This window comes from Pseudomonas sp. DWP3-1-3b3, assembly GCF_049896305.1.
Lineage (GTDB): Bacteria > Pseudomonadota > Gammaproteobacteria > Pseudomonadales > Pseudomonadaceae > Aquipseudomonas > Aquipseudomonas azotoformans_A.
Genome location: NZ_JAFCUA010000003.1, coordinates 141764 through 168101, shown reverse-complemented (window position 1 = coordinate 168101; position 26338 = coordinate 141764). Strand labels below are relative to the sequence as shown.

Here is a 26338-nt window from a genome sequence, read left to right as displayed (position 1 = left end):
CTCCCTCAGCAAACACTGACCGGGCCGTTTTAATTGCGCTGCATAGCGGTAGGCGATAAGTTTTAAGCCCTACCGATTCAAAGGGGGTCGTTCATGAGTGACAGTGACAGGATACTTCAGCAAAACGATCAGGAAGATATAGTCGACATGTTGCGCATGCCCGAAGACAGCATCGACTTCGATCCTGAGCGCGTAACCATCGTCAATCGGCCGCCGCACAATGAGTTCTGCAATGATGAAGGAACGTGTGCAGCTTCTAAATGAAGCAACGGTTTTGTGGCAAGCCCTAGTGCCAGTTAATGAAAAGAAAGACGATCACACTCTTGTGGTGAGCGGGCTTGCGCCGCTCACCACAACTGCCAAAACCGGCCATACTTCCCAAGTCAATTGATCCAGATCACTTACACCATCAATTGATTTCCCCCAACGCGACCAAAGGTCGCACCCTTTGCACAGCATCGGGGGCGTATCATTAGGCCACTGCAAGACCCCTAATTTGACCCCGGTTGGCACGTACTGGCCGAGGCAAATCTCCACCGCCGTGGGATGCAATGATGAGCGACCAAATACCGGTACATGACGTTACCCCGCCTGCCAAAACTGTCGACCTCTACGCCTCGCGAGAGAAGATCTACACCCGCGCCTTCACTGGCCTGTTCCGCAATCTGCGCATGCTCGGCGGTGCCGGTCTGTTCCTGCTCTACTTCGGCACGGTGTGGCTGAACTGGGGCGGCCACCAGGCCGTGTGGTGGAACCTGCCGGAGCGTAAATTCTTTATTTTCGGCGCGACTTTCTGGCCCCAGGATTTCATCCTGCTATCGGGCATTCTTATCGTCGCGGCATTTGGCCTGTTCTTTATCACTGTGTACGCCGGGCGTGTGTGGTGCGGTTATACCTGCCCGCAAAGCGTGTGGACGTGGATCTTCATGTGGTGCGAAAAGGTCACCGAAGGCGACCGCAACCAGCGCATCAAGCTCGACAAAGCGCCAATGGGCATCAACAAGTTCCTGCGCAAATTCAGCAAGCACAGCCTGTGGCTGCTGATCGGTTTTGTCACCGGCATGACCTTTGTCGGCTATTTCTCGCCGATTCGCGAACTGGTGTTCGACTTCTTCACCGGCCAAGCCGATGGCTGGTCATATTTCTGGGTAGGTTTCTTTACCCTCGCCACCTACGGCAACGCCGGCTGGCTGCGCGAACAGGTGTGCATCTACATGTGCCCGTACGCGCGTTTCCAGAGCGTGATGTTCGACAAGGACACCCTGATCGTTTCCTACGACCCACGCCGCGGTGAACTGCGTGGCCCGCGCAAAAAGGGCGTCGACTACAAGGCCCAAGGCCTCGGCGATTGCATCGACTGCACGATGTGCGTGCAGGTGTGCCCGACCGGTATCGACATCCGCGACGGCCTGCAGATCGAGTGCATCGGCTGCGCCGCGTGCATCGACGCCTGCGACAACATCATGGACAAGATGGAGTACCCACGCGGCCTGATCAGCTACACCACCGAGCACAACCTGTCGGGCCAGAAAACCCACAAGCTGCGCCCGCGCCTGATTGGTTATGCATTGGTGTTGCTGGCAATGATCAGCCTGTTGGTGGCCGCGTTCTTCATGCGCTCGCTGGTGGGTTTCGACGTGAGCAAGGACCGCGTGCTGTACCGCGAAAACGCCGAAGGCCGCATCGAAAACGTCTACAGCCTGAAGATCATGAACAAGGACCAGCGCGACCACACCTACGTGCTCGACGCCGCAGGCTTGCCCGACCTCAAGCTGCAAGGCCGCCGCGAAATCAGGGTGGCCGCCGGCGATATCGTCAGCATGCCGGTCGAGCTGTCGAGTGCGCCGGAACAGTTGCCGTCGAGCACCAACGAGGTGAAATTCATCCTCACCGATGCCGATGACGCCAGCGTCCATATTGAAGCCAAGAGCCGATTCATCGGCCCACAAGTTCGTTAGAAGAGAGCAGAACCATGTCCGTAGCCACTGCCGCAAGCCCCTGGTACAAGCACCTCTGGCCCTGGATCATCATTGGGATCCTGGCCTGTTCGGTGACCTTGACCCTGTCCATGGTGACCATCGCGGTGAACAACCCGGACAACCTGGTCAACGACAACTACTACGAGGCCGGCAAAGGCATCAACCGCTCCCTGGACCGCGAACTGCTGGCTCAGACCCTGCAACTGCGCGCCAAGGTGCACCTGGATGAGCTGACCGGTGAAGTCGAAGTGAACCTCACCGGCAACAGCAACCCGACCACCCTGGAATTGAACCTGATTTCCCCGACGCAGCCGGAGAAGGATCGCAAGATCAACCTGGCCCGCAGCGACAGCGAACCCGGCCGCTACATCGGCCAGGTCACCGACAAGGTCGAAGGCCGTCGCTTCGTCGAATTGCTCGGCGTCGAAGGCGACCACACCTGGCGCATGTTCGAAGAAGAACAGGTCAGCCACGACAAGGACTTGCTGCTGGGCGATGAACCGTTGCAGGGTGCTGAAGACCTGAAAAAATAGCAGCGCCATGACCAGCCCAATCCCCTGCTACCACTGCGCCCTGCCCGTTCCGCCGGGCAGCCGCTTCACCGCAGTGATCCTCGGCGAACGCCGCGAGCTCTGTTGCCCAGGCTGCCAGGCAGTGGCCGAAGCCATTGTGGCCGGCGGCCTGGAAAGCTATTACCAGCACCGTAGCGAAGCCTCGGCCAACCCCGAGGCATTGCCGGTGCAACTGGTGGACGAGCTGGCGCTGTATGACCGCGCCGACGTGCAAAAACCTTTTGTGCGCCACGAAGGCGAACTGGCCGAAGCCACCCTGTTGATGGAAGGCATCAGCTGCGCCGCCTGCGGCTGGTTGATCGAAAAACACCTGCGCAGCCTGCCCGCCGTGGCCGAGGCGCGGCTGAACCTGTCCAACCATCGCCTGCAAGTGCGTTGGGCCGACGGACAACTGCCGCTAAGCCAACTGCTCAGCGAATTGCGTCATATCGGTTACGCCGCTCACCCCTATCAGCCGGACCGCGCCGCCGAGCAATTGGCCAGCGAAAACCGCCTGGCCCTGCGCCAGCTGGGCGTGGCCGGGCTGCTGTGGTTCCAGGCGATGATGGCAACCATGGCCACCTGGCCGGAATTCAATATCGACCTGAGCCCGGAGCTGCACGTGATCCTGCGCTGGGTGGCGATGTTTCTGACAACACCCATCGTGTTCTACAGCTGCGCTCCGTTTTTCAAAGGCGCCATGCGCGACCTGCGCACGCGTCACCTGACCATGGACGTTTCGGTGTCGTTGGCCATCGGCGGTGCCTACTTGGCGGGGATCTGGACCGCGATCACCGGCGTGGGCGAATTGTATTTCGACGCGGTGGGCATGTTTGCGCTGTTCCTGCTGGCCGGTCGCTACCTGGAGCGCCGCGCCCGCGAACGCACGGCGGCCGCCACTGCGCAATTGGTGAACCTGTTGCCCGCCTCGTGCCTGCGGCTCAAGGCCGATGGCCAGAGTGAACGCATCCTGCTCCCTGAACTGGCGCTGGGCGACCGCGTATTGGTCCACCCTGGCGCCGTGCTGCCAGCAGATGGCGTGATCCTCGAGGGGCAATCGAGCATCGATGAGTCCCTGCTGACTGGCGAATACCTGCCGCAACCCCGCCAGGCCGGCGACGCGGTCACCGCAGGCACCCTCAACGTCGAGGGCGCGCTGACCGTCGAAGTGCGCGCCTTGGGCCACGACACGCGCTTGTCCGCCATCGTGCGCCTGCTGGAGCGGGCCCAGGCCGAGAAACCGCGCCTGGCGCAGATCGCCGACCGTGCCGCGCAGTGGTTTCTGTTGTGCTCGCTGATCGCCGCCGCGTTGATCGGCCTGTTGTGGTGGGAGCTGGATGCATCGAGAGCGTTCTGGATTGTGCTGGCGATGCTGGTGGCGACCTGCCCCTGCGCGCTGTCCCTCGCCACCCCCACCGCCCTCACCGCCGCCACCGGCACCTTGCACAAACTCGGCCTGTTGCTGACGCGCGGCCATGTGCTGGAAGGCTTGAACCAGATCGACACGGTGATTTTCGACAAGACCGGCACCCTCACCGAAGGGCGCCTGGCATTAAGAGCCATCCGCCCACTGGGCAGCTTGAGCACGGACCTGTGCCTGAGCCTCGCCGCCGCCCTGGAAAACCGCTCCGAACACCCGATTGCCCGCGCTTTTGGCCGTGCGCCATTGGCCGCCGATGAAGTCATCAGCTCGCCTGGGCTGGGCCTTGAAGGGCGTGTCGGCGAGCGCGTATTGCGCATTGGCCAACCGGGTTTTGTCTGTGAACTCAGTGGTTGCGCGATTCCTGCCGCGCCGGAGGTTTCTGGCCAATGGCTGCTCCTGGGCGACCGCGAAGGCGCGCTGGCCTGGTTCGTCCTCGACGACCGCCTGCGCAGCGACGCGCCGGCCTTGCTCGCTGCGTGCAAGGCGCGTGGCTGGCGCACGTTGTTGCTGTCCGGCGACAGTTCGCCGATGGTCGCCAGCGTCGCCGCCGAACTGGGCATCGACGAAGCCCACGGCGGCTTGCGCCCTGATGACAAGCTGCACGTGCTGCAACAACTGCACAAGGAAGGCCGCAAGGTGCTGATGCTCGGCGACGGAGTCAACGATGTGCCAGTACTCGCCGCCGCCGATATCAGCGTGGCCATGGGCACCGCTACCGACCTGGCCAAGACCAGCGCCGACGCGGTGCTGCTGTCCAACCGCCTGGACGCCCTGGTACAAGCCTTTACCCTGGCGCGGCGCACCCGTCGGGTGATCATTGAAAACCTGCTGTGGGCCGGGCTGTACAATGGCCTTATGCTGCCGTTTGCCGCCCTGGGTTGGATCACCCCGATCTGGGCCGCAGTGGGCATGTCCCTCAGTTCGTTGACCGTGGTGCTCAATGCCCTGCGCCTGACTCGCCTGCCGAGCGCGCCAACGGCCCGAGCCCCCTCAGTAACCCGCCCGCTGCCGGTGTGAGCCGCACGGCCATGGAGTGCAGATGCCAGCTTTATACGTGATGATTCCGGCGGCGCTGCTGTTAGTGGGCGTGGCCATCTACATCTTCTTCTGGGCGGTGGACAGCGGCCAGTACGACGACCTCGACGGCCCGGCCCATAGCGTGCTGTTCGACGACCAGGACCCCAACCACCTGGCCGGCGTCGAAGAGGCCAACCACGCCGAACAACCGCCGAAAGACCCGCCCCATGCTTGAACTGGCGCCACTGCTGGTCTCCGCGCTGATCCTCGGCCTGCTTGGCGGTGGCCATTGCCTGGGCATGTGCGGCGGGCTGATGGGTGCGCTGACCCTGGCGATCCCCAAGGAACAGCGCGGCCGCAGGTTTCAACTGCTGCTGGCGTACAACCTGGGGCGCATCTTCAGCTATGCCGCTGCGGGCGTGTTGATCGGCCTGGCCGGCTGGGCAGTGGCCAACAGCCCGGCGGCGATGTTCATGCGCGTACTGGCCGGGTTGCTGTTGATCAGCATGGGCCTGTACCTGGCTGGCTGGTGGAGCGGCCTGACCCGAATCGAAAGCCTCGGGCGCGGCCTGTGGCGCTATATACAGCCAGTCGCCAACCGTTTGCTGCCGGTGTCCAGCGTGCCGCGCGCCTTGCTGCTGGGCGCGCTGTGGGGCTGGTTGCCGTGCGGATTGGTCTACAGCACCCTGCTTTGGGCGGCGAGCCAGGGCAATGCGCTGGACAGCGGGTTGCTGATGCTGGCGTTCGGGCTGGGAACCTGGCCGGTGTTGCTGGCGACGGGGTTGGCCGCCGAGCGGGTGACGGCGTTATTGCGTAAACGCAGCGTGCGGATGACTGGTGGCTTGCTGGTCATACTCTTCGGTATATGGACGTTGCCCGGTCCGCACCAGCACTGGCTAATGGGCCACTAAATCGCCATGTGGCATAGCGCCGCTCCCCGTTGATGCAAATCAAGATGCCATCCCCGCCACGCCCCTAGACTCGGCCCACTAGCCTATCCGGGGGAACGCCCGCATGCTCGACGCCATTCGTTGGGACACCGATCTGATTCACCGCTACGACCTGGCGGGACCGCGCTACACGTCCTACCCCACCGCCGTACAATTTGACAGCCAGGTCGGCACCTTCGACCTGCTCCACGCCCTGCGCGACAGCCGCAAAGCCGTGCGACCGTTGTCGCTGTATGTGCATGTGCCGTTCTGCGCGAACATCTGCTACTACTGCGCCTGCAACAAGGTCATTACCAAGGACCGTGGCCGCGCCCAGGCCTACCTGCAACGCCTGGAGCAAGAGATCCAACTGGTGGCCTGCCATCTCGACCCGAAACAGCGGGTTGAGCAACTGCATTTTGGCGGCGGCACCCCGACCTTTCTCAGCCACGATGAACTGCGCCAGGTCATGGGCTGCCTACGCCAGCACTTCAATTTGCTGGATGACGACTCCGGCGACTACGGCATCGAGATCGACCCCCGCGAAGCGGACTGGGCCACCATGGGCCTGCTGCGTGAGCTCGGCTTCAACCGCGTGAGCATCGGCCTGCAAGACCTCGACCCCGACGTGCAACGGGCGGTGAATCGCCTGCAGAGCCTGGAGGAAACCCGCGCGGTGATCGATGCAGCGCGCACCCTGCAATTTCGCTCGATCAATATCGACCTGATCTACGGCCTGCCCAAGCAAACGCCGATCAACTTCGCACGCACCGTAGAAGAGGTGATCAGGCTGCAACCGGACCGCCTGTCGGTGTTCAACTACGCGCATCTGCCGGAGCGTTTCATGCCCCAGCGGCGCATCAACACGGATGAACTCCCCTCCCCCGCGTCAAAGCTCTTGATGCTGCAAACCACCATCGAGCAACTGACCCAGGCCGGTTACCGCTACATCGGCATGGACCACTTTGCCCTGCCCGACGACGAGTTGGCCATCGCCCAGGAAGAAGGCACCCTGCAACGCAACTTCCAGGGCTACACCACCCACGGTCATTGCGATTTGATCGGGCTCGGCGTGTCGGCGATCAGCCAGATCGGTGACCTGTACTGCCAGAACAGCAGCGACCTCAACGGCTACCAGAACACCCTGGCCGGCGCGCAGTTGGCCACCAGTCGCGGCCTGGTCTGCACCACGGACGATCGGCTGCGGCGGGAAGTGATTCAGCAGTTGATCTGCAATTTCAGCCTGGCATTCGAGACGATCGAGCAGGCCTTCAACATGGATTTTCGCGGGTATTTCGACGACATCTGGCCGCAACTGACGGCGATGGCGGAGGATGGCCTGATCGAACTCGACGCCCAGGGCATTCGTGTATTGCCGGCCGGGCGATTGCTGGTGCGTTCGGTGTGCATGGTGTTCGATGCCTACCTGGAGCACCAGAACAGGCAACGATTTTCACGGGTGATCTGAACCGACGTTACTTCGACGCCAGCCCCATGGCTTGCATCTGCGCCTCAGGTGACTCGTCTTTCAAGGCCTTGGCCAGTTGCGTCTGAGCGGTAGCGAGACCGCCCTGCAAAGCAGACACCGTGGCTTGCAAGTTACCCACCTTGATCTGGCGCTGCTCGGGCGTCATCGAAGAGTCGGCCATGGCGGCGGAAATCTCGGCCATCTTATCGGCGATCTGCTTTTTCAACTCGCGGATCATCTTCAGTATCTGTTTGATGTTGTCTTTCAGATTACTGTCGTCGATGTCCTGATTGGGATTACTGTTGGCCTTGGAGGCCTGGAACGCAGCACTGGAAATGGTCACCATTACGCCTTCGACCACTTTGGTATCCGGGCTTGCGGTCTTTTCCTCGACCTCTGCAGCCGGCTTCGCGTCCGGCACGGTCGGTACACGAATGGCAGGGTTGTAGGCAGCGATAACAGACATGAGCGGTGGCTCCGACGTGTAGAGATGCCCTTGTATCGACCCCGACACAAAAACCTTTATACCGCTGCCGGTTTTTTGTACAGGCTGGCCTCACGGCCCCCCAGTGCGTTACCCTTACGTCTTATGTGTGTTTTCCCACAAGGATTTAAGAAATGTCCGAGCCAGTCAAACTGCGCGCTCACAGCCAGGCTCATTGCAAGGATTGCAGCCTGGCCCCCCTCTGCTTGCCACTTTCGTTGAATTTGGAAGACATGGATGCGCTGGACGACATCGTTAAACGTGGCCGCCCGCTGAAAAAAGGCGAGTTTCTGTTCCGCCAGGGCGACAAGTTCGATTCCGTTTATGCAGTACGTTCGGGTGCGTTGAAGACGTTCAGCCTGAGCGACAGCGGCGAAGAGCAGATCACTGGTTTCCACTTGCCCAGCGAACTGGTGGGCTTGTCGGGCATGGACACCGAGATTCACCCGGTGTCGGCGCAGGCGCTGGAAACGACATCCGTTTGCGAAATCCCCTTCGAACGCCTGGACGAACTGGCCATCCAACTGCCACAACTGCGCCGCCAGTTGATGCGTGTGATGAGCCGCGAGATCCGTGACGACCAGCAAATGATGCTGCTGCTGTCGAAGAAAACCGCCGACGAGCGCATCGCCACCTTCCTGGTCAACCTGTCGGCGCGGTTCCGGGCCCGTGGTTTCTCGGCCAACCAGTTCCGCCTGAGCATGTCGCGCAATGAAATCGGCAACTACCTGGGCCTTGCGGTGGAAACCGTGTCCCGCGTGTTTACCCGCTTCCAGCAGAACGAGCTGATCGCCGCCGAAGGTAAAGAAGTGCATATCCTCGACCCGATCCAGCTGTGTGCGCTGGCCGGTGGCTCGCTGGAAGGTTGATGCAGACACTTGCGGCCGCGCCAACCGGCGAGGCCGCAGGTATACTTCGAGTCCGTTTCCAGCCCCAGGACTCTTCGACGATGACCTTTGATTCGTTCGACATCAAATCCCTGATCCGCCCCGTCATCGACTTCCCCAAGCCTGGGGTGATCTTCCGTGACATCACGCCGTTGTTCCAATCGCCCCGCGCCCTGCGCCTGGTGGCAGACAGCTTTGCCCATCGTTATGTCGAGGCCGAATTCACCCATATCGGCGCGATGGACGCGAGGGGCTTCCTGATTGGTTCGATCATCGCCTACCAACTGAACAAGCCCCTGATCCTGTTCCGCAAACAAGGCAAGCTGCCAGCTGACGTGCTGGCCGAGGGTTACCAGACCGAGTACGGCGAGGCCTTCCTGGAAGTGCATGCCGACAGCCTGTGCGAGGGCGATTCGGTGCTGATGTTCGATGATTTGATCGCAACCGGCGGCACCCTGATCGCAGCGGCGAACCTGGTGCGGCGCATGGGGGCGACGATCTTCGAAGCGGCGGCGATTATTGATCTGCCGGAGCTGGGCGGTTCGCAGCGCCTGGAAGACATGGGCATCCCGACGTTTTGCCTGACGCAGTTCGCACTGACCGAACAGTGATCAAAGCCCCATCTGCTTGCTGATGATTTCATTCATCACTTCACGGGTGCCACCACCGATGGACAGGATGCGGTTGTCACGATACAGCCGCTCCACCAGGGCGCCGCGCATGTAACCCTGGCCCCCGAGGATTTGCACGGCGTCATAGGTGACACGGTCGGCGGTGTCGGTGGCGAGGTTCTTGGCCATGGAAATCTCTTTGATCACGCTGATGCCCGCGGCCATCTTGACCGCCTGGCGGTAAGTGAATTCCCGTGAAACCTCCACAGCGGTGGCCATCTCCGCCAGGCGATGCTTGATCACCTGGAATTTGCCGATGGGTTTGCCGAAGGCTTCGCGCTGCGCAGCCCATTCGAGGCTTTCCTCCAGCGCCATCTGCGCCGTCATGTTGGCCATCAATGCCAGGGCCAGGCGCTCGCTTTGGAAGTTGCCCATGATGCAGGCAAAGCCCATGTTTTCAGCGCCGATCAGGTTGCCGACGGGCACGCGGCAATCGTCGAAGAACAACTCAGCGGTGTCCGACGCCCACCAGCCCATTTTCTTCAGGGGTTGGCCGACAGTAAAACCGGGGGTGTCTTTTTCGATCAACAGCAGGCTGATGCCGGCAAAGCCCGGCCCGCCCGTGCGCACGGCCACGGTGTAGAAGTCGGCGCGGCTGCCGCTGGTGATGAAGGTCTTGCTGCCGCTGACGCGGTAATGCTCGCCGTCACGAATGGCGCTGGTTTGCAGGCTGGCCACATCCGAACCGCCACCCGGCTCGGTGACCGCCAGGGCGATGATCTTCTCGCCCGACAGTACTTGCGGGGCGACACGCTGGCGAATCTCTGGACGCGCCCATTTGACGATAGGCGGCAGGCCGATATCCAACGACCCCAACCCCGCCACGACGCCACCGGAGCCGCAACGCATCAGCTCTTCGCTGGCCGCCACCTTGGCGAACAGATCGCCTTCATGGCTGCCACCCAGCGTTTCCGGATAGCCGATGCCAAGAATCCCCGCCGCACCCGCCTTGAGGTACAGCTCACGGGAAAAGCTCTCCGCCTCCTCCCACTGTTCGATGCCCGGCAGCAGCTCGCGCTCGACGAAGCGACGCACGCTGTCGCGGACCAATTGGTGGCTGGGGTCGAAGTAGTCCTGATAGGCAGACATCGGCAAGCTCCACGGTGAGGTGGAGCGAAATTACCAAGCGCTTGCTTGGTTATCAAGCCATCCGTCAGAGGGCGATAGGTTTGCGGCCTGCAAAGGAATGCGCCAGCGTCCCGCCATCCACCAACTCCAACTCGCCGCCCAACGGCACGCCGTGGGCGATACGCGAGGTGATCAGGCCTTTGTTGGTCAGCAATTGCGCGATGTAGTGCGCGGTCGCCTCACCTTCCACCGTCGGGTTGGTGGCCAGGATCACTTCGGTAAAAGTGCCCTGCTCTTCAATGCGCGCCACCAACTGCGGAATGCCGATGGCTTCCGGGCCCAGGCCGTCCAGCGGCGACAGGTGGCCCTTGAGCACGAAGTAGCGACCGCGATAGCCGGTCTGCTCCACCGCGTACACATCCATCGGCCCTTCGACAACACACAGCAGCGTATCGTCGCGGCGCGGGTCGGCGCACTGCGGGCAGAGTTCTTCTTCAGTGAGGGTGCGGCACTGGCGGCAGTGGCCGACACCGGTCATGGCCTGGCTCAAGGCCTGGGCCAACCGGGCGCCGCCGCTGCGATCACGCTCCAGCAGTTGCAGCGCCATACGCTGGGCGGTTTTCTGGCCGACACCCGGCAAAATGCGCAGGGCGTCGATCAGTTGGCGAATCAGGGGGCTGAAGCTCATGGGCGAAGGGTCCGACAAAACAACGAGACGCGGTTTATACCCGCGCCCCGGATAAGCGTCAAATGCGCACGACCAACTTGCCGAAGTTGCGCCCTTCCAACAGACCGATAAAGGCTTCGGGCGCCTGCTCCAGGCCCTCGACCACATCCTCACGGAACTTGATCTTGCCGTCACGCACCCACGGCGCCATCGCGCTGAGGAATTCGGGCTGGCGATCACCGTAGTCATCGAACACGATAAAGCCCTGGATACGCACGCGCTTGGTCAGCAAGGTCCGTTGCAGCGCCGGCAGCCGGTCCGGGCCGCTGGGGGGTTGGTGGGCGTTGTAGCCGGCGATGAGCCCACACAGTGGAATCCGGGCCTTGGGATTGAGCAAGGGCACCACGGCGTCGAACACCTTGCCGCCGACGTTCTCGAAATAGATGTCCACACCCTTGAAGCAGGCCTGGGCCAATTCATCGGCGAAGTGTTCGCTTTTGTGGTCGATGCAGGCATCGAAGCCCAACTCATCCACCACGTAGCGGCACTTGTCTGCGCCTCCGGCGATGCCGACCACGCGCAAGCCCTTGAGCTTGGCCACCTGCCCCACCACCGAGCCCACCGCGCCAGACGCCGCGGCGACGACCAGGGTTTCCCCGGTTTTGGGCTGGCCGATGTCCATCAGGCCCATGTAGGCGGTCATGCCCGGCATGCCCAGCACTCCGAGGGCCATGGACGGGCTGGCCAGGCCCTTGGGCACCGGCATCAGATTACGGCCATCGGAAATGCTGTGGCTCTGCCAACCGGTCGAGCCGACCACCAGGTCGCCCACTTCAAATTTCGGATTACGCGACTGCTCGATACGGCTGACAGCCCCGCCGGTCATCACTTCATCGATTTCTACCGGCGCGGCGTAGGACGGTGCGTCGCTCATGCGCCCGCGCATATAAGGGTCCAGGGACAGGTACAACGTCTTCAGCAGGACCTGGCCGTCGGCCAACTCCGGCAAATTCACGCGTTCCAGGCGGAAGTTTTCCGGAGTCGGTGCGCCCTGAGGGCGTGAGACCAGGACAATGCGCTGGTTCAGGGTCGGTTCTTGAGGCATGAAGGGGCTCCTTTATCGAATCCATCGGTATAGGGTGCAGACCATGCGTGCCGTGCCAGGGTTCGATCAGATTTGGCACAAACAAAAATGCCAGGCACGAGGCCTGGCATTGGAGTCTAGCTAACGCTACCGGATCAGAACGGCAGCTTCATGCCCGGTGGCAATTGCATGCCAGCGGTCACGCCACCCATTTTTTCCTGGCTGTTGGCTTCGATCTTGCGCACGGCGTCGTTGACGGCCGCGGCGAACAAGGCTTCGAGCATTTCCAGGTCATCTTCACCGACGCCAGGCAATACGCTTGGGTCGATGCTCACACGCTTGATGTCGTGACGACCGGTCATCACCACGCTGACCATATCGCCACCGGCTTTACCGGTGACTTCGGCGTTGGCCAGTTCTTCCTGCATCTTGGCCATCTTTTCCTGCATCTGCTGTGCCTGCTTCATCAGGCCGGCCATGCCACCTTTCATCATGGGAATCACCTCAAAGTACGTGGATCAAGTTAGTAGCCCGGTTTATGACGCCTGGGGCACCGGGGCTTCGACAGGTTCAATAGTATCGTGACGGACGACCGCACCGAACTGTTGCATCATTTGCTGGATGAGCGGATCACCATGGATCGAGTCCTCGGCCTCACGCTGGCGGTTGATACGCCGGCGGGTCGCGGCCTGGGCCGGGGTTTCCTGCTCGGGCTTGATCAGCTCGATGGCAATGGTCAGCGTGCGCTCATGGTACTGGTTCAGTGCGTCATTCAGGCGACGTTGCTGGGTCGCGTTGAACAGGGCGCTGTGGGCCGGGTCCAGGTGCAACAGCCAGTGATCGCCGTCGATGGAAATCAGCGTGCAGTTGGCGGCGATGCTACCGGTCATGCCGGAAATCGGCAGCTTCGGAAATAATTCCAGCCATTGCAGGGCCAGGCCGGTGGCCGGCGCGGCAGCGGGTTCCGCCTCGGGCTCGGGGGCCGGTTCGGCGGTGTGTTCGCTGGCTAGGTCGTCCAGGTAGCTGTAGGCCGAATCCATGTCCGGCTCGATGTAGTCTTCGTCCAGCGGCGGTTCGTCGTCGAGGTCGATGCCCGGCGTGGCGGCTTCCACCTGGGCCACGGTCGGCTCGGGAACCGGCGCGGACACCCATTCCGGGGCGTCCGGCACCACACTGTCCGGGGTCGGCGTGGGCATAGGGGTCAGCTCGGGCTGCTCGCCGGTGGTTTCCAGCAAAGGCTCCACGGCGGGCGCTTGCTCGGCTTCGACTTCAGCTTCAACCGGATCATTCCAGGGCAGGTCGACGACCGGCTCAGGCTCGATAACCGGTTCCGGCTCGACCACCAGCGCAGCGACCACAGGCTCAGGCTCGGGCACCGGCGCGACTGGCGCAGGCGCAGCCACCACTGGCGCGACCACCGCCGCGCCAGCCACTGGTTTGGCGGAATCAACTGTGGCCTGGCTGATCCCCACTGGCTTTAGCGGCTGTCTCGGCGCATCGGCCGAATCGGCGGGCCGGAACGCCAGCATCCGCAGCAGCACCATTTCAAAGCCGCCACGCGGGTCGGGCGCCAGGGGCAGGTCACGGCGGCCGATCAGGCCCATTTGGTAATAGAACTGCACATCTTCGGCCGGCAATGCCTGGGCCAGGGCCAACACGCGGTCACGGTCGCCATGGCCGTTGTCGACACCCTCAGGCAGGGCCTGGGCGATGGCGACACGGTGCAGCACATTGAGGATCTCCGAGAGCACACCGTTCCAGTCCGGGCCTTGCTCCGACAGGTGACGCACGGCTTCGAGCAACGCCTTGGCGTCGCCTTCGATCAACGCGTGCAGCACATCGAAAACCTGACCGTGGTCGAGGGTGCCGAGCATGGCGCGCACATCGGCAGCCATGACCTTGCCTTCACCAAAGGCGATGGCCTGGTCGGTGAGGCTCATGGCGTCACGCATCGAGCCATCGGCGGCGCGGCCAAGCAGCCACAGCGCGTCGTCTTCGAACGGTACGTTCTCGACGCCCAGCACGTGGGTCAAATGCTCGACCACGCGCTCGGGGGTCATGTTTTTCAGGGAGAACTGCAGGCACCGCGACAGAATCGTTGCAGGAAGTTTCTGCGGGTCGGTGGTGGCCAGGATGAATTTGACGTAGGGCGGCGGCTCTTCCAGGGTTTTCAACAGGGCGTTGAAGGAATGGCTGGAGAGCATGTGCACTTCGTCGATCAGGTAGACCTTGAAGCGGCCGCGACTCGGCGCGTACTGGACGTTGTCGAGCAGCTCGCGGGTGTCTTCGACCTTGGTGCGGCTTGCGGCGTCGATCTCGATCAGGTCGACAAAGCGCCCTTCGTCGATTTCCTTGCACACCGAGCAGGTGCCGCATGGCGTGGAAGTGATACCGGTTTCACAGTTCAGGCATTTGGCGATGATGCGCGCAATGGTGGTCTTGCCCACCCCTCGCGTACCGGTGAACAGGTACGCGTGGTGCAGCCGCTGGCTGTCCAAGGCATTGATCAGAGCCTTGAGCACATGGGTCTGGCCGACCATTTCGCGGAACGAGCGCGGACGCCATTTACGTGCAAGAACCTGATAACTCATCGAAAACCGTCGCAACTGGGAAACAGAAGCCGGTAATGCTAGCGGAGCAAGGGGGAAATTGCATCCGGCACGCTTGCCTAATCTGACTAAGCTCTTGTGACTGGCCCCAAAAAGGCCTGAACCCGGAGAGCTTATGCGCGCAGTCCTGGGCGTTTTATGGATGATTGCCACGGCCAGCCTTGCAGCGCCCGCACCGCTGCGTTTCTCGGTTTCCGACAGTTGGGCGATGCCCATGGTGCAGCTGGAGGACGGCCGGCCTACCCAGGGCATTTTGTATGACGTGATGTTAAGCCTGGCCACTCAGGTCGGCCGCCCGGCACAATTCCACGTGCTGGCCCGGGCGCGCATCTCCAGCGCCATGGAACACGGCGATATCGATGTGCGCTGTTATGTCACCCAGGCCTGGGTCGACGACCAGTCCGGCGACTACACCTGGAGCATTCCGCTGATGGTGCAGCGCAACCTGTTGGTCAGCACGCACATTCCGCCGCAGCCGATACACATCGACCAACTCGCGCCGCAAGCCATCGGCACCGTGCTCAATTACCGCTACGCCACCCTCGACCCGCTGTTTGCCGGCGGCCAACTCAGCCGCGACGATGCGCGCAGCGAAGAACAGGTGCTGCACAAACTGGTGGCCGGGCGTTTCAAGTTCGCAGTGATCAATGAATGGATCCTCGACCGCTTCAACCAGCGGATGCCGGTGGGCAAACGCCTGCACAAGGTGGCGGTGATCGATGAACAGAGCCTTGGCTGCACCGTGCGCAATGACCCGAACGTGCCGGTGCAGTTGATCCTGCGCACCTTGTTGCGGATGAAGATGTCGGGCGAGATCGACCAGATCATCCAGCTCTACACCGGTGAGACTCCTGACAGGAACTGACAGCACCGCCTTATAGACTCGGCTCCCTCACAACACGCCCTTCCAAGGAGCCAACATGCACACCGTCGCCCATTACTTTTTGCTCTACGTCGACAGCCCGGCCACCAGCGCCAACTTCTATAGCCGCCTGCTGGACAAGCCGCCGGTGGAGCTCAACCCGACCTTCGCCCTGTTCATTCTCGACAATGGCGTGAAGCTGGGGCTGTGGTCGCGCCATACCGTGGAACCCGCCGCGCAGCTCACGGGCGGTGGCGGTGAAGTGGGGATGTCCCTGGCCGACAAGGCCGCCGTGGATGCCCTGCACGATCTGTGGGTAGAGCGCGGCGCGACGATCATCCAGTCACCGACCACCCTGGATTTCGGCTACACCTTCGTCGCCGAGGACCTCGACGGCCACCGGCTGCGCGCGTTTTGCCTGAGCGAGTGACCGCCAGCGCCCTTCCAGGCTGATGGCGGCTACGCTGGCCAGCACGATCACACCGCCCAGCACCACTTGCAGGGCGATGTGCTCGCCCAGCAGTGTTGCCGCCATCGTCATGGCCACGGGCGGGATCAGGTACATCGCCACCGAGGCGCGGCTGACCTCAACATGTTTCAGCACATAACCCCAGGCCAGGTACGCCAGGGCACTCGGAAAGATCCCGAGCACCAGCACCGCGAGGTTTTCCGGCAACGGCGCCTGCATTACGGCGGCGGGCAGACCTGGCAGGTTCACACAGAGCATCAGCGTGCCGGCCCACACCATGTAGCACGCCATGGTCAGCGGGCTGTAGCGATGGGCGTAGTGTTTCTGGATGGCGAAGTACAGGCTCCACGACACCGCCGCCAGCAGGATCAACAGGCCACGCGGGTCGATATCGCCCAGGCCGTGATCGCCCCAGATCACCACCAGCACACCCAGCAGGCCGAGCAACACACAGCTCCAGCGCCAGAGGCTGACCCGTTCCTTCAAACAGAAAAACGCGATCAGCACGCTGAACAGCGGCGCCGATTGCGCCAACACGCTGGACGCCGCCGCCGTGACGAATTGCTGTCCGTAATTGAGGCTGGTGTGATGCAGGAACACCCCGAAAAAACTCAACACCAACAGCCACGGCAGATCCCGCAGGCGCGGCCGGCCAATGCCCATCACCAGCGCCACACTGGCCATGAACACCGAAGCGATCAAGAACCGCAGCAGCGCCAGCTGGCCAGGGCTGTAGCTGTGCAGCCCCATGTGCACGCCAATCGGCGAATAGGCCCAACAGAGGATGACGCTGGCGATGACTAGCGTAAGCTTCAGGGGTGACGGGGTGTTCATCGACGGCATCCGAAAACTGAGAAGGAATGCCGTCAGTCTTGGCCCGCACAAGGCGTAGGACAATTAAGCGTTTCTGACTTCTGAAATCACTGGAACTGAGCAATGGAACTGGCCCAACTGAAAATGGTGCGAGCCGTGGCGCAAACCGGCAGCGTGGCCCAGGCCGCCGTGCAACTGCATTGTGTGCCGTCCAACATCACCACGCGCATCAAGCAACTGGAAAGCGAGTTGGGCACGCCGCTGTTCATCCGCGCGGGCCGTGGGTTGGCGATCAGTGCGGCGGGGGAGATTTTCCTCGAATACTGCGAACGCATCCTCGCCCTGGTGGACGAATCCAAACGCGCCGTGGACGCCAACGCCATTCCCCGTGGCACCCTGCGCATCGGCGCGGTGGAGTCCAGCGCCAGTGGCCGCCTGCCGCCGCTGTTGGCGGAGTATCACCGGCGCTACCCGGATGTCAGCCTGGAATTGGTGACCGGCGCCTGGGGCGAACTGCTCGATGACCTGCAACACCATCGCCTGGATGTGGCGCTGGTGGCCGCCGGCAACAAACGCGCAAAGCTCGACCACAGCGTGGTCTACAGCGAGCGCCTGGTGCTGATCGCCAGCGCCTCCAGCGAACCGATCCGCAGCGCCGAAGACCTGGCTGGCCGCACCTTGCTGGTGTGGCCACCGGGCTGCCCCTATCGGGCGGCGTTGGAGAACTGGGTCAAGCCCCACGCCTTCAAGCCGACCATTGCCAGCTATGCCAGTTGGGGCACGATCATTGGTTGCGTGAGTGCCGGGATCGGCGTGGCGCTGGCGCCGGAAGGCATCCTGGCCCGCTATGAGCAGGCCAATCAGCTGGCGTCGTACCGGTTCGATGAACTGCAGGCGGTGGACAACCTGCTGTTCTGGCACAAGGACACCCAGCGGCATCTGGCGCGGGATGCATTTGCTGGGTTGTTGCGTGAAACCTTCGGCTGATCAGCTTTTGGGGGCCGCCAAACGCGCGTACTGGTCCTGGCTGATCCAGCCAGTAAACGAGCGGTCATCGGCATTGATGAACTCGACCTGGGCCCAGCCATCCTTGAAGGCCAGCACACCGACCACGTCATTCTTGACAATGTAGGGGCGCTTGGCGGCCTTGGCACTCGGGCTCTTCAACAGGTAGGCCTTGTCGGCGGACACCTTCACCAGGCCGATCCATTTCGTGCTGGCGGTCTGGGTCAAGTCCAGACCGGTAGCAATCTCCGGCATCAGCACATTAAGGCAGCCGGGGTGCTGACGGCCTTCCGCCACGGTCAGGGTCACGCCGTCGGATGAAGGCGCCACGCTGCCGGGATAAGCCTCATCGAGCCAAGTGGTCAGCGCGGCGGGCTTGCCTTGCAGGTAGAACGCGCAGCTGCGGGTCACGCCCTCGCCCATCGCTTCCGAGTAATAACCTTCCACCTGGTGCTCAGGCGTCACCGCCAGCATCAGCCCTTCGTACTTGCCAGAATGCAACACAGGCGAACCGGCAAATGCGGGGACAACGGCGCACAACGACAACACACCTACTGCTAGAAAACGCATCATCTTATTTTTTCCCTTCAAGTTTCTCGTAGGCTTTTTGCATAAGGACGTCATAGTTGCCGTAGTCCTCGCCGTTATAGTTACGCGCCATGCCGGTGAAATCTTTGCTTTTCATGGCTTTCATCAATGCCGGGCTCTTGCTGCAGAAACCGAGGAACGCCTTTAGTTGGTTGCCGGCATTCACTTTTAATGCCGCCGAGAATTCAAACACCGTCTTGTAACCACAGGACGCGTAGTTGAAGCCCATGATCTGAAACATGCCCCAGGACGCCGACATCAACGCGGCTTCCTGATCCAGCGCAAAGGCGGTGGCCATGGTTTCCCAGGCCTTGGCCTGGTCCTTGTTATTGGCCTGCCACTGCGGCCCGGCCTTTTTCTTGTAGGGGTAGGACAGCAGCGGATGCGCCTGGTCGTAGATGTGCTTGGTGTACTTGCGAAACAGGTGCCCTTCAAACGCGATCACCGGCAGCTTGGCCGGCCCGAACCCCGAACGCCCGCCGGACTCCACGGTGGCGAACGCCTTGATGATATTCACCGAAATACCGCCGCCCAACTGGGTGGCGGCATTCTGGAAATCGCTTTCGCTGAGGGTCATGCCCCCGTCGCACGTGGCCTGGAGCATCAACTGGCGGTTGCGCTTCTCGGCCTCGATCATCGCGCGCATGCGGTCCAGGTACACATTGACCGTGGCCTGTACCGCATCGCCCTGGTTGTTGCCGAACACATTCAGGAAAGTCGGGATGCGCATGCTCGGAAACGCCTTCACCGGCACCTTCACCGCCTCTTCGATCAGGCTGTTGAAGGTTTTACCGGTCGGGTCGATCACTCCATCGGGGTGCGCATATTTGAGATGACGGAACTGGTACTGGCTGATGCACTGCACCAACTGGCCATCGCACTTACCGTTTTCGGTCAGCGGAAAACCCAGTTTTGGAATGATCAGATTGAATAAATATTGGATGCACTGCACATCGGCGGGCAAGTTGCGGGCTTTACCGGGCGCACCTACCGAGGCACTGATAAGACGGGGCAACCCTTGCAGGCTTTTCATCAAAGACATCCTTGTTAGTTAAAGAAGTGATGGCACTTCAATATCAACTCCCCACCTTGTCATACTCTGAAACAAGTGGCTGGCGGAAACTAACAAGGTGGTTTTAGGTTGTCCAGAGCGACCGCTGAAAGTTGTGAAACAGCCGAATTAAATAAATCAGTAACCGTGGAATTCGCGGGTTTTCTGATAGGTGTGGAAATCAATCCACTCAACCACGTCGTAAGGCAGGTACAGCTGCACCCGAGCCCGTGAAATGGCGATGTACACCGCACACAGTCGCTGGTCGAACGCATAGGCGTCCTTGAACTTCACGTTGGTCAACAACTCTGGCGTCAGTAACACGCGGTCGAACTCCATGCCGCCCGCCTCCTCCGCCAACATCAGCAGGCAGTGTTTGCCGGGGACGCCGCTGAGGCGGTTCAAACGCGTGATATCAGCGACGTTGAAGCCTTTTTCCAGCTCGCTCTCGACCCACAGGAACGACTCGTCGTACTGGCTGGCATCGCGCACCTGTTGCCAGTCATCCATGTCGCTGAAGTACGCATGGGGGCCGTTGTCGTTGTGCTCGTTGCTGTAGAACTCCGGCTTGAACAGCGCGATGACGCTGATCATGAAGCGCTGCAGATCCTGTTGCGCGGCACTGTCGAAGAAGCCAAATGGGCAGTTGGCCTGTTGCAACTGGATGGCCCATTTCATGGTGTCCCAAGGGGACGCGGTCAACACCACGCAGCCTTCGGGCGGCACGAAGCCCTGAGGGTAATGCTCAATGCCGACGTCGGCATCCCGTGCGCCTTCGAAGGGCGTCTTGCCCTTCTGCGAGTGCACGCTGATCAGCGGGTTGACCAGGCGCTCGACGTTGCGGCCCGAACGCACCGAGTAATTGATATCGGTGTGCCGGACTTCACGCTTGCGCCTGACCATTACACCGCTGGCCAATTGGTACTCATCGCCAAGGGTGATCAGCACTTGGCGGCCACGCTCGATAATCTGCAACAACGAAGGCGGAATGTCCTGGCTTTCATCGATCAGCACATGGGTGTAGCGCGGCGGCACTACGCATCCATCGAGGCTTGCGCGTTTTACCAGCAACAGCGCTGCAAAGGCCGTCTGACCGGCCCATTGCGGGTTGGCTTGAACGTACGTCCACAACCGGCTGGAGTACTCCAGCAACGCCTGGGCATCCACACTGGACAGAGGCTGTTTGAAATGCGGCAAATGCCTTGCCGACAGACTGTGATGGTTGGAGTGGCAATAGCTGTCGAGCACCTTCAGGCAGATATCGAGCGTGGCCGCGCCATCGTGTCCGCGCCAGCCATGGATATTCAGGGTCTGCGACACTTCGTGTTTGCCGGGCAACCGGGCCGGCGTGGCCTGCGCGGCGGGGCGCTGCCCTTGCAAGAGTGCCTTGGCGAAGGCGGCAAAGGTCGAACCGGTCTTACTGTCCTTGGCCAGCCCCATGCGTTCACGCAAAGTCGCGAGTTTTGCCCCCGTGCGGGCCAGTATCAGGGTCTGGGCCGGCCGCAGGCACTCCATCAAAGCGCCGAGCAGGTGGCTCTTGCCAATGCCGGCGTAGCCTTGAACATGCAGGTCTTCATTGAGGTTGGCGCGGAAGGTCCGCACCAGCTTGTCCTGGGCCGGGCTGAGCCAGCGCTCGCGGTGCCGGGGCGTGACCATCTGCTGGCTGAACGGGTCGTTACTGCGCAAATGGCGGACCTTGTAGCCGATATCCCATTTACCCGTAGGCAGAAGGTAATCCCGCGTGGCGACTTCTTCAGCCGAAAGCAAGCGCAGATTGACGGTTTTAAGGGCATTGAAGCCGAAGTACAGCTTGCGCGGATCGAACAGCCGCTGGGCTTCGGACAACAACGTGGCGGCGCCCTCTGCCTGGGAATCCACCGACCAATCGAGCAACTTGGCCAAGATGCGCTCGGCAGCCGCACACGTCAGGTCCTTTTGCGCCGCCTGGGCCAGGTTCTGGATCACCAGCACGGCGGCCAGCTCGGGGTTCGTCAGGCCGACCAGGGCCTTGGCAGCGTCCGCGCCGAGCAGGGCCGTGCAGGTTTCCTCCGTGACAGGCAGGAAGACGGGGCTGGATAAATCAAAGTGTTCCGGTTGCATAACGCCTCGCCGCCAGGGAATCAGGCATTGCCCTGACCGCCCAGTTCAAACCGATACTCCCCCAGGGAGCCCGACATTCCGCCGCAATGAGGACCCGCGTCAGCCGTAGCGGCCATCGCGCTGACCTGCTGCTGGAGTTCGAAAACCGCCATATCCAGTAGCCGGCGCAGGTCTTCGGCGCTCTGTGCGGCCACATTCAATTGCAGCGTGTAGGCACCTGTAAGGGGCGGCGCTGCTGGATCGGCGGGCGGTGCGGGCTCGTTGGCCACCTCCCCCGTCCGGATCATTTCCGCCTGGCTGAGGATTTCCGCGTGCTCGTCGTCCATAAGGTCCAGCACCCGCGACAATTCCAGGGTCTGTTCAGGATGGGATTGAATGCGGTCCTTGATCTCCAGGCGCCGCATCTGCCACTCCCGCAGCTTTTCGCGCGTGAGGTCGTCGACTTTTTCCACGTGTGTTGTCTCCGGATGCCAGGCACTGGAGTATGCCGCCATGGACTGCTCGATGGCAGATGGCTTGGACGCATTTTTTGAATTGAATTTAAGGAGGTGTTGCAAGGAAGAGCGTTATGGAGGCAACCCCACCAGCCACACCCCGGCACACAATGTTCCCGCTGTGGCTGCTGCCTTCCGGCTCTGACCAGGTTCACGGGTAATCGTTGCGGGGGGACCGATGGGGTCACCATAACGACGCCTGCCTCTCGGCAAGCGGGGCCATTGTACCGATCTCATCGGAAGTTACAACCGTTGGGGGTGGATTAAAAATATGAAGGGGCTCAAGCACTTGTGCCCCTACAGAATCACCGCCTCATCGGCCCTGCCGCCCTCCTCCTGAATCACCAGATGAATGAAGTGCAATTTGGCAATCACCGCCGGTGGCAGCACAAAGGGATAGAAATCCGGCTGGCCCATGCTGCGCGACAGTTCATTGAGCATGCCGGCCAACTCGATCCAGGCGTTGACGAACGACAGGAACGCCGCGCCGCCAGGGTGTTCGGGGTCGTAGAGGGTGGTGAGTGGGAATGGCTGGTAATCCAGGTCCATCTCGCGGGCGCTCATGCCAAAGCCGAGGGCGGTGTCGACGGCGTCCATCATGTGCAGGTAATGCGCCCAGGTTTCGGCCCAGTCTTCCCAAGGGTGCATGGTGGCGTAGGCGCTGACGCAGGTTTGCTGCCAGTCCGGGCGTGGGCCGTTCTGGTAGTGCTGGTCGAGGGCCTCGGCGTAACTGGCGCGTTCGTCGCCGAACAGCTGGCGAAACGGTTCAAGCCAATGGGTATTGGCGATCAGCCGGTCCCAATAGTAATGGCCGACTTCATGGCGAAAGTGCCCGAGCAGGGTGCGGTAGGGTTCGCGCATTTGTACGCGGACTTTTTCGCGGTGGGCGTCGTCGGCTTCCTTTATATCGAGTGTGATCAGGCCGTTCGAGTGGCCGGTCATGGGGGCATTGCCCTCCAGGTCGATACCCACGAAGTCGAAGGCCAGGCCGGTGTCTTCGTCGACGCTTTTGGGCACCACTTGCAGACCCAGGCTGATGAGTTGCGCCACCAGGCGGCGCTTGGCGGTTTCGACTTTGCGCCAGCGTTCGGGGTTTTCCGGCACCGACAAGTCAGGAATGGTGCGGTTCAGGCTGCACGCCACGCACAGCGGCGCGGTGCTGTGGGCAGGGATCAGCCAGTTGCAGGCGGCCGGCGTGTCGAGGTTGGCGCAGCGGCGGAAGGCACCGGCGTCGAGGTTGCCGTCCTGTAGCCAAGTGCCTTCGACCGGGCCGGGTTGCAGGGAGGCGAGTCGACTTTGTTGGGGTTGATAGCCCAGCAGCGCCTGGCAGGCCAGGCACTGGCTGTTGCGAAAGAACAACGATTGGCCGCAGCGGCACTGCCACACCTTGCTGTCGCGGGAGGTGCCGGCTACGAAGGGTGCAGCGATGCGCGAACTGAGTTGCTCAAAGTAGCGGAACATGGCGATCTCTCCCTGGGTGACTGAGACTAGATCATTTGTTCTTCTGGATCGTTCCACATTGTTGTATGAGCGGGCTTATTGTGGCGAGCGGGCTTGTCCCGCGTTGGGCTGCGAAGCAGCCCCAATAATGACCACGAGGTGGTTCAGATAGACCGAAGTGCCTGGATTTAGGGCTGCTTCGTAGCCCAGCGCGGGGCAAGCCCGCTCACTACAAAAGCCAGCCCATCACAAAACGCTATCAGACCGTGATGTTGTGCTTGGCGAGGAAGGCGACGAAAGCCTCTTCGTCCAATACCTTCAGGCCCAGCTCGCTGGCCTTGGCCAGTTTGGAACCCGCACCCGGCCCCGCTACCACACAATGGGTTTTCGCCGAGACGGAACCCGCCACCTTGGCGCCGAGGCTTTCGAGCTTTTCCTTGGCCACGTCGCGGCTCATCAGCTCCAGGGAGCCAGTGAGTACCCAGGTGTGGCCCGCTTCGGGCAAGCCTTCGACGACTTTCTTCTCACTGTCCCAATGCATGCCGAAGTCCTTGAGCTGTTGCTCGATGGCCAGGGCGCGGCGGGCATTCTCGGCGTTGTCGAAGAACTCGCGCACGGCCTTGGCCTGCTTCTCGGGCAGGGCCTGGCGCATGTCGAGCCAGTCGGCCTTGATCACGCCTTCGAGGGTGACGAACTTGTCCGCCAGCTTCTGCGCAGCACCGGGGCCGACGCTCGGTACGTGCAGCTTGTCGAGCAACCCGCCCAAGGTGGTGCTGGCGGAGAATTCGGCACTCAGGTCGCCCTCATCCTGCAATTGCAGGCCACACTCTTGCGGCGACAGCAGCGCGCCGATCACGTCCTGGTTATGGCTGTCTTCAAAGAAACTATGAATCTCATGCGCCACTTCCAGGCCCACGTCCGGCAAGTACGTGAGCACTTCGGGCAAGGCCTTCTGCACGCGCTCCAGGGAGGCCAGGGAGCGCGCCAGCACCTTGGCGGTCTCCTCGCCTACATCGGGAATGCCGAGGGCGTAGATGAAACGCGCGAGGGTCGGAGACTTGCTGTTTTCGATGGCGGTGATCAGCTTCTTGCTGGAAATGTCGGCAAAGCCTTCCAGGTCAATGATCTGCTCGTACTTGAGCTTGTAGAGGTCGGCCGGCGAGCCGATGAGCTTTTCATCCACCAGTTGCTCGATGGTCTTGTCGCCCAGGCCGTCGATGTCCATGGCGCGGCGCGAGACGAAGTGGATGATCGCCTGCTTGAGCTGCGCGCCACAGGCCAGACGCCCGACGCAGCGGTACACCGCGCCTTCGCTGACGGTTTCCTTGCCCTTGCTGCGCTTGACCAGTTGCGTGCGTTCCACGTGGGAACCACACACCGGGCAGCGCTCGGGGATCGGCACCGCACGCGCGTTTTCCGGGCGACGCTCAAGCACCACCGAGACCACCTGCGGGATCACATCCCCCGCGCGGCGGATGATCACGGTATCGCCGATCATCACGCCCAGGCGCGCCACTTCATCCATGTTGTGCAAGGTGGCATTGGACACGGTGACACCCGCGACCTTGACCGGTTTGAGCCGTGCCACTGGCGTGACGGCGCCCGTGCGGCCGACCTGGAACTCCACGTCGAGCAATTCGGTCAGCTCTTCCAGGGCCGGGAATTTATGCGCAATGGCCCAGCGCGGTTCGCGAGCACGGAAGCCCAGCTCACGCTGGGAAGCGATGCTGTTGACCTTGAACACCACGCCGTCGATCTCATACGGCAGGCTGTTACGGCGTTCGCCTATATCGCGGTAGTAGTCCAGGCAATCCTGGATGCCCTTGGCCAGCTTCAGCTCATGGCTGATGGGCATGCCCCATTTCTGCAACTGTTGCAGGTTGCCGATGTGGGTGTCGCTGATATCGGTGGTCACACCGTAGCAGCAGAACTCCAAGGGTCGGCTGGCGGTGATCTTCGAATCCAACTGGCGCAGGCTACCGGCCGCGGCGTTGCGCGGGTTGGCGAAAGTCTTGCCGCCGACTTCCAGTTGCGAGGCGTTGAGCCGCTCGAAACCGGCCTTGGACATGAACACTTCACCCCGCACTTCCAGGGTCGCCGGCCAGCCGCTGCCGTGCAGTTTCAACGGGATATTGCGCACGGTGCGTACGTTGACGCTGATGTCTTCGCCGGTGGTGCCGTCGCCACGGGTGGCGCCGCGCACCAGCTCACCGTCCTGATACAGCAGGCTGACCGCCAGGCCATCCAGCTTAGGTTCACAGCTGTATTCCACGACCGCGCCACCGCCGAACAGATCACCGGCCGGCAGGTCGAGGCCTTCGGTGACCCGGCGATCGAATTCCAACATGGTGGTTTCATCAAACGCGTTGCCGAGGCTGAGCATGGGGATCTCATGCTTGACCTGGGTGAACGCCGACAACGCCGCACTGCCGACCCGTTGCGTCGGGGAGTCGCGCGTGACCAGGTCCGGGTGCTCGGCTTCCAGGGCCTTGAGCTCATGGAACAGCCGGTCGTACTCGGCATCCGGAATGCTCGGCTCGTCGAGGACGTGGTAGCGGTAGTTGTGCTGATCCAGTTCAGCGCGCAGTTCGAGGATGCGGGTGTGGGCGGCGGTCATGGGTGTTCTCTCAGAAAGCAAAAGAGCAGCCGAAGCTGCTCAATATGTTAGTGCGCTTATTC

General features: G+C 61.8%; 25 protein-coding genes and 1 other RNA gene. 12 read left to right on the top strand and 14 right to left on the bottom strand.

Annotated elements, in window-relative coordinates; all coding sequences use genetic code 11:
- The first annotated feature begins 93 nt into the window (after positions 1–93).
- From ACP7BX_RS10755 to hemN, 7 genes are all read left to right on the top strand, one after another.
- Complete coding sequence (locus tag ACP7BX_RS10755; RefSeq protein ID WP_177113756.1) at positions 94–264, top strand: hypothetical protein; 171 nt, start codon at positions 94–96, stop codon at positions 262–264.
- 290 nt (positions 265–554) lie between these two features.
- Complete coding sequence (ccoG, locus tag ACP7BX_RS10750; RefSeq protein WP_426126384.1) at positions 555–1958, top strand: cytochrome c oxidase accessory protein CcoG; 1404 nt, start codon at positions 555–557, stop codon at positions 1956–1958.
- Positions 1959–1972: 14 nt separating this feature from the next.
- Positions 1973–2512, top strand: coding sequence for a FixH family protein (locus tag ACP7BX_RS10745; RefSeq protein WP_426126382.1), 540 nt, complete (start codon positions 1973–1975; stop codon positions 2510–2512).
- 7 nt (positions 2513–2519) lie between these two features.
- Positions 2520–4970, top strand: coding sequence for a heavy metal translocating P-type ATPase (locus tag ACP7BX_RS10740; RefSeq protein ID WP_426126380.1), 2451 nt, complete (start codon positions 2520–2522; stop codon positions 4968–4970).
- A gap of 22 nt (positions 4971–4992) precedes the next feature.
- The gene (gene ccoS, locus ACP7BX_RS10735; protein WP_038847971.1) at positions 4993–5205 is read left to right on the top strand and encodes a cbb3-type cytochrome oxidase assembly protein CcoS; all 213 of its coding nucleotides are present in this window, start codon (positions 4993–4995) and stop codon (positions 5203–5205) included.
- A complete protein-coding gene (locus tag ACP7BX_RS10730; protein WP_038847970.1) occupies positions 5198–5881 on the top strand; it encodes a sulfite exporter TauE/SafE family protein in 684 nt (227 codons plus the stop codon). The genes ccoS and ACP7BX_RS10730 overlap by 8 nt, the downstream gene beginning before the upstream one ends.
- Before the next feature lie 103 nt (positions 5882–5984).
- Positions 5985–7367 carry an oxygen-independent coproporphyrinogen III oxidase gene (gene hemN / locus ACP7BX_RS10725; RefSeq protein ID WP_426126378.1) on the top strand — a complete coding sequence of 461 codons (1383 nt, stop codon included), beginning with the start codon at positions 5985–5987 and terminating at the stop codon, positions 7365–7367.
- Between the two features lie 7 nt (positions 7368–7374).
- On the opposite strand, the gene ACP7BX_RS10720 is transcribed toward hemN, so the two are convergent.
- Entirely contained in the window at positions 7375–7833 is a 459-nt protein-coding gene (locus ACP7BX_RS10720) for a hypothetical protein (RefSeq protein ID WP_426126376.1), read from the bottom strand.
- A 152-nt stretch (positions 7834–7985) separates the two neighbouring features.
- Between ACP7BX_RS10720 and fnr the strand changes: the two genes are divergently transcribed.
- Both fnr and ACP7BX_RS10710 read left to right on the top strand, forming a co-directional pair.
- Complete coding sequence (fnr, locus tag ACP7BX_RS10715; RefSeq protein ID WP_033900561.1) at positions 7986–8720, top strand: fumarate/nitrate reduction transcriptional regulator Fnr; 735 nt, start codon at positions 7986–7988, stop codon at positions 8718–8720.
- Between the two features lie 80 nt (positions 8721–8800).
- On the top strand, positions 8801–9349 hold the full coding sequence (locus tag ACP7BX_RS10710; RefSeq protein ID WP_016979301.1) for an adenine phosphoribosyltransferase: 549 nt from the start codon (positions 8801–8803) through the stop codon (positions 9347–9349).
- Here the strand turns inward: ACP7BX_RS10710 and ACP7BX_RS10705 are convergent, their stop codons facing one another.
- The 5 genes from ACP7BX_RS10705 to dnaX all read right to left on the bottom strand — a co-directional run bounded on the left by ACP7BX_RS10705 (position 9350) and on the right by dnaX (position 14819).
- The gene (locus ACP7BX_RS10705) at positions 9350–10498 is read right to left on the bottom strand and encodes an acyl-CoA dehydrogenase family protein (RefSeq protein ID WP_426126373.1); all 1149 of its coding nucleotides are present in this window, start codon (positions 10496–10498) and stop codon (positions 9350–9352) included. It abuts the gene before it with no gap.
- A gap of 64 nt (positions 10499–10562) precedes the next feature.
- On the bottom strand, positions 10563–11165 hold the full coding sequence (gene recR / locus ACP7BX_RS10700; protein WP_028617479.1) for a recombination mediator RecR: 603 nt from the start codon (positions 11163–11165) through the stop codon (positions 10563–10565).
- 58 nt (positions 11166–11223) lie between these two features.
- A complete protein-coding gene (locus ACP7BX_RS10695; RefSeq protein WP_033900558.1) occupies positions 11224–12249 on the bottom strand; it encodes an NADP-dependent oxidoreductase in 1026 nt (341 codons plus the stop codon).
- A gap of 134 nt (positions 12250–12383) precedes the next feature.
- Positions 12384–12722: a YbaB/EbfC family nucleoid-associated protein gene (locus ACP7BX_RS10690; protein WP_003175481.1), complete on the bottom strand. Its 339-nt coding sequence runs from the start codon at positions 12720–12722 to the stop codon at positions 12384–12386.
- A 42-nt stretch (positions 12723–12764) separates the two neighbouring features.
- Positions 12765–14819, bottom strand: a complete 2055-nt coding sequence (gene dnaX, locus ACP7BX_RS10685) for a DNA polymerase III subunit gamma/tau (protein ID WP_426126371.1) — start codon at positions 14817–14819, stop codon at positions 12765–12767.
- A 133-nt stretch (positions 14820–14952) separates the two neighbouring features.
- On the opposite strand from dnaX, the gene ACP7BX_RS10680 reads away from it, so the two are divergent.
- A complete protein-coding gene (locus ACP7BX_RS10680; RefSeq protein ID WP_269131639.1) occupies positions 14953–15702 on the top strand; it encodes a substrate-binding periplasmic protein in 750 nt (249 codons plus the stop codon).
- 55 nt (positions 15703–15757) lie between these two features.
- The gene (locus tag ACP7BX_RS10675; protein ID WP_426126369.1) at positions 15758–16129 is read left to right on the top strand and encodes a VOC family protein; all 372 of its coding nucleotides are present in this window, start codon (positions 15758–15760) and stop codon (positions 16127–16129) included.
- Here the strand turns inward: ACP7BX_RS10675 and ACP7BX_RS10670 are convergent.
- The gene (locus ACP7BX_RS10670) at positions 16043–17002 is read right to left on the bottom strand and encodes a DMT family transporter (protein ID WP_426126367.1); all 960 of its coding nucleotides are present in this window, start codon (positions 17000–17002) and stop codon (positions 16043–16045) included. The genes ACP7BX_RS10675 and ACP7BX_RS10670 overlap by 87 nt on opposite strands.
- A gap of 102 nt (positions 17003–17104) precedes the next feature.
- Between ACP7BX_RS10670 and ACP7BX_RS10665 the strand changes: the two genes are divergently transcribed.
- A complete protein-coding gene (locus tag ACP7BX_RS10665) occupies positions 17105–17968 on the top strand; it encodes a LysR family transcriptional regulator (protein ID WP_178951814.1) in 864 nt (287 codons plus the stop codon).
- On the opposite strand, the gene ACP7BX_RS10660 is transcribed toward ACP7BX_RS10665, so the two are convergent.
- The 7 genes from ACP7BX_RS10660 to ligA form a co-directional block, all read right to left on the bottom strand.
- Positions 17969–18559, bottom strand: a complete 591-nt coding sequence (locus tag ACP7BX_RS10660; protein WP_426126364.1) for a hypothetical protein — start codon at positions 18557–18559, stop codon at positions 17969–17971.
- Position 18560: 1 nt separating this feature from the next.
- Positions 18561–19607, bottom strand: a complete 1047-nt coding sequence (locus tag ACP7BX_RS10655; protein WP_033900550.1) for an N-acetylmuramidase family protein — start codon at positions 19605–19607, stop codon at positions 18561–18563.
- Positions 19608–19763: 156 nt separating this feature from the next.
- A complete protein-coding gene (locus tag ACP7BX_RS10650; protein ID WP_426126362.1) occupies positions 19764–21725 on the bottom strand; it encodes a hypothetical protein in 1962 nt (653 codons plus the stop codon).
- A 20-nt stretch (positions 21726–21745) separates the two neighbouring features.
- The gene (locus tag ACP7BX_RS10645; RefSeq protein WP_426126360.1) at positions 21746–22177 is read right to left on the bottom strand and encodes a hypothetical protein; all 432 of its coding nucleotides are present in this window, start codon (positions 22175–22177) and stop codon (positions 21746–21748) included.
- 126 nt (positions 22178–22303) lie between these two features.
- Positions 22304–22400: signal recognition particle sRNA small type (gene ffs / locus ACP7BX_RS10640), an RNA gene on the bottom strand.
- A 116-nt stretch (positions 22401–22516) separates the two neighbouring features.
- Positions 22517–23680, bottom strand: a complete 1164-nt coding sequence (locus tag ACP7BX_RS10635; protein WP_426126358.1) for a zinc-binding metallopeptidase family protein — start codon at positions 23678–23680, stop codon at positions 22517–22519.
- Between the two features lie 238 nt (positions 23681–23918).
- Positions 23919–26276, bottom strand: a complete 2358-nt coding sequence (ligA, locus tag ACP7BX_RS10630) for an NAD-dependent DNA ligase LigA (RefSeq protein WP_314529286.1) — start codon at positions 26274–26276, stop codon at positions 23919–23921.
- Between the last annotated feature and the right edge of the window lie 62 nt (positions 26277–26338).

Coding starts and splice junctions, on each gene's coding strand:
- ACP7BX_RS10755 (WP_177113756.1), top strand. CDS start 94: ATGAGTGACAGTGACAGGATACTTCAGCAAAACGATCAGGAAGATATA.
- ccoG (WP_426126384.1), top strand. CDS start 555: ATGAGCGACCAAATACCGGTACATGACGTTACCCCGCCTGCCAAAACT.
- ACP7BX_RS10745 (WP_426126382.1), top strand. CDS start 1,973: ATGTCCGTAGCCACTGCCGCAAGCCCCTGGTACAAGCACCTCTGGCCC.
- ACP7BX_RS10740 (WP_426126380.1), top strand. CDS start 2,520: ATGACCAGCCCAATCCCCTGCTACCACTGCGCCCTGCCCGTTCCGCCG.
- ccoS (WP_038847971.1), top strand. CDS start 4,993: ATGCCAGCTTTATACGTGATGATTCCGGCGGCGCTGCTGTTAGTGGGC.
- ACP7BX_RS10730 (WP_038847970.1), top strand. CDS start 5,198: ATGCTTGAACTGGCGCCACTGCTGGTCTCCGCGCTGATCCTCGGCCTG.
- hemN (WP_426126378.1), top strand. CDS start 5,985: ATGCTCGACGCCATTCGTTGGGACACCGATCTGATTCACCGCTACGAC.
- ACP7BX_RS10720 (WP_426126376.1), bottom strand. CDS start 7,833: ATGTCTGTTATCGCTGCCTACAACCCTGCCATTCGTGTACCGACCGTG.
- fnr (WP_033900561.1), top strand. CDS start 7,986: ATGTCCGAGCCAGTCAAACTGCGCGCTCACAGCCAGGCTCATTGCAAG.
- ACP7BX_RS10710 (WP_016979301.1), top strand. CDS start 8,801: ATGACCTTTGATTCGTTCGACATCAAATCCCTGATCCGCCCCGTCATC.
- ACP7BX_RS10705 (WP_426126373.1), bottom strand. CDS start 10,498: ATGTCTGCCTATCAGGACTACTTCGACCCCAGCCACCAATTGGTCCGC.
- recR (WP_028617479.1), bottom strand. CDS start 11,165: ATGAGCTTCAGCCCCCTGATTCGCCAACTGATCGACGCCCTGCGCATT.
- ACP7BX_RS10695 (WP_033900558.1), bottom strand. CDS start 12,249: ATGCCTCAAGAACCGACCCTGAACCAGCGCATTGTCCTGGTCTCACGC.
- ACP7BX_RS10690 (WP_003175481.1), bottom strand. CDS start 12,722: ATGATGAAAGGTGGCATGGCCGGCCTGATGAAGCAGGCACAGCAGATG.
- dnaX (WP_426126371.1), bottom strand. CDS start 14,819: ATGAGTTATCAGGTTCTTGCACGTAAATGGCGTCCGCGCTCGTTCCGC.
- ACP7BX_RS10680 (WP_269131639.1), top strand. CDS start 14,953: ATGCGCGCAGTCCTGGGCGTTTTATGGATGATTGCCACGGCCAGCCTT.
- ACP7BX_RS10675 (WP_426126369.1), top strand. CDS start 15,758: ATGCACACCGTCGCCCATTACTTTTTGCTCTACGTCGACAGCCCGGCC.
- ACP7BX_RS10670 (WP_426126367.1), bottom strand. CDS start 17,002: ATGAACACCCCGTCACCCCTGAAGCTTACGCTAGTCATCGCCAGCGTC.
- ACP7BX_RS10665 (WP_178951814.1), top strand. CDS start 17,105: ATGGAACTGGCCCAACTGAAAATGGTGCGAGCCGTGGCGCAAACCGGC.
- ACP7BX_RS10660 (WP_426126364.1), bottom strand. CDS start 18,559: ATGATGCGTTTTCTAGCAGTAGGTGTGTTGTCGTTGTGCGCCGTTGTC.
- ACP7BX_RS10655 (WP_033900550.1), bottom strand. CDS start 19,607: ATGAAAAGCCTGCAAGGGTTGCCCCGTCTTATCAGTGCCTCGGTAGGT.
- ACP7BX_RS10650 (WP_426126362.1), bottom strand. CDS start 21,725: ATGCAACCGGAACACTTTGATTTATCCAGCCCCGTCTTCCTGCCTGTC.
- ACP7BX_RS10635 (WP_426126358.1), bottom strand. CDS start 23,680: ATGTTCCGCTACTTTGAGCAACTCAGTTCGCGCATCGCTGCACCCTTC.
- ligA (WP_314529286.1), bottom strand. CDS start 26,276: ATGACCGCCGCCCACACCCGCATCCTCGAACTGCGCGCTGAACTGGAT.